The sequence below is a fragment of the Flavobacterium sp. genome (assembly GCF_041392085.1).
Lineage (GTDB): Bacteria > Bacteroidota > Bacteroidia > Flavobacteriales > Flavobacteriaceae > Flavobacterium.
Map to the genome: position 1 here is coordinate 1 of NZ_JAWKMW010000003.1, position 1,842 is coordinate 1,842.

General features: G+C 33.8%; 3 protein-coding genes. All 3 read right to left on the reverse strand.

Annotated features, from left to right (window positions below; genetic code table 11):
• Positions 1–171 precede the first annotated feature (171 nt).
• Positions 172–606: a hypothetical protein gene (locus R2782_RS00030; protein WP_371265996.1), complete on the reverse strand. Its 435-nt coding sequence runs from the start codon at positions 604–606 to the stop codon at positions 172–174.
• 40 nt (positions 607–646) lie between these two features.
• On the reverse strand, positions 647–1,540 hold the full coding sequence (locus R2782_RS00035) for an IS3 family transposase (RefSeq protein WP_371265998.1): 894 nt from the start codon (positions 1,538–1,540) through the stop codon (positions 647–649).
• Positions 1,498–1,842, reverse strand: a 345-nt coding sequence (locus R2782_RS00040; protein WP_371265997.1) for a transposase, incomplete at its 5' end; no start/stop codon positions are given. The genes R2782_RS00040 and R2782_RS00035, both read right to left, overlap by 43 nt.

The window sequence follows — 1,842 nt, forward strand, 5'->3', positions numbered from 1 at the left end:
GAAAATTTGATTCCATTTCTGCATTTTCTCAAATTGGGTACAACGTGTTTGTGTATGGCTCGTTGCGGAAAATCAGCTATGATTTTCCGCCGTAACCGAAAGATAGCAAATTGCAATGAATTCCGATTAAGGAATTCAGCCGCAATGAGCTATACACGGTGTTGTACTGCGTTATTTTATTTTTAATAATTCCAATATTTGGTCATTCGCTTTGGTTTCATAAATCGGTTTTGTCCAACCTCCAGGTGCTGGTGAGTTTAGAAATCCGTATTTGATTTCGGAAACGAAACTGAAAAACACAATTCCACTCGATTCATTATACATAGCAGTAAATTCAGATTCATTTCCAATCAAGTCAATTACAAAATCAGGTGTTTCTCCGGGATAATTGTCAGTCGAAATATCAAATTCCAAATTATTCCACAAGTCAATTTCTTTATCGGTCAACTCGTAAGTTGGTCCATTATTCACTTTTATTTTCTCAATTTTTGATAATTCAGTCGCAGTCAGTTTATCAGGCGGATTTTTAATTCCTAAAATCAGAATTAATGCAATTCCAACTGCTAAAATTCCAATTCCAATTTTGTATGACGCTCTGATTTTCATAATGTCTAGTCCTGAAATATGGCTACAGGTTAAAATTGATTTAGGCTGTTAATTTGTATACCATATTTGGTGTTTTATAATCTAAAGATACATGTAATCTAATTTGGTTGTATAGATTAATAGCACTTTTTGTTGCTCTTTTTGCGTGTTGTACGCTATCAAAGGTCTGGTCGAGATAGAATTCGTCTTTCAAGATGCCGTTTACACGTTCCGCAATAGCATTTTCGTAGCAATGATTTTCTTCTGTCATACTAATTTTGATGTTTTTTCTCTTTAAAATTTGCGTGTATAGATTGCTACAATACTGTATTCCTCTGTCCGAGTGGTGTATGAGGTTTTCTATACTTTTAACTTGATATAATGCTTTATTAAGCGCTCTGACACAACCGCTAAGTTCAAGGCTATCACTAAGGTCATAGCCAATGATTTTCCTTGAATACATGTCGGTTATGAGCGCCAAGTAACAAAATCCTTTTACAGTTCTGATGTATGTAATATCAGATACCCAAACCTGATTAGGTCTATTAACAAGTAAATCTTTGATGATGTTTTTATGTTTATAAAACCTATGGAAAGAATTGGTAGTTCTGTAGCTAGGTTTCTTTCTGGTTATAAGCATATTGTGTTTTCTAAGGATGTTGAAAAGCGTGTCTCTGCCTACTTTGAGGTTAGCTTTATCAAAATCGTTTTTCAAAGATATTTTGAGTTTACGTACACCTTCTCTAGGCAAGGATCTACGTTTTTGGTTTACAATTTGAATGACCTGTTGTTCAAGTTTTAAACGTTTATCAGCTCTGTATTTATACTTGTAATAAGCATCACGTTTAATCCCGAAAGGCTTACAAATAGAGGTTAAAGACGCAAATCCTTTAGCTTTGTCTTTAGTTTTACTTACCGCTCTATATTTAACTTTTTTTTTAGTTCGGCAACCGATTTATAACCAAGGTCTTCTGCAGCAACTTCCAGGTATGAATCTTGAATCATCGCATCCAAGTCTTTCTTTAACAACAATTTTTTAAGTTGTTCAATCTCTTTTTGGAGTTCTTTTATACGTGTTATTTCGTCTTTAGTTTTCACTGTTATTCTAGTGTTCATAAGGTCTTTACGGTTGTACTTCTTAATCCATTCATTAATGGTAGTTGGTGCAATACCATAAGCCTTACCTAATTGATACTTGTTTAATTTACCCGTTGTAAGTTCGTCTAAAATTTTCAGTTTAAAAGGTTCTGAATACCG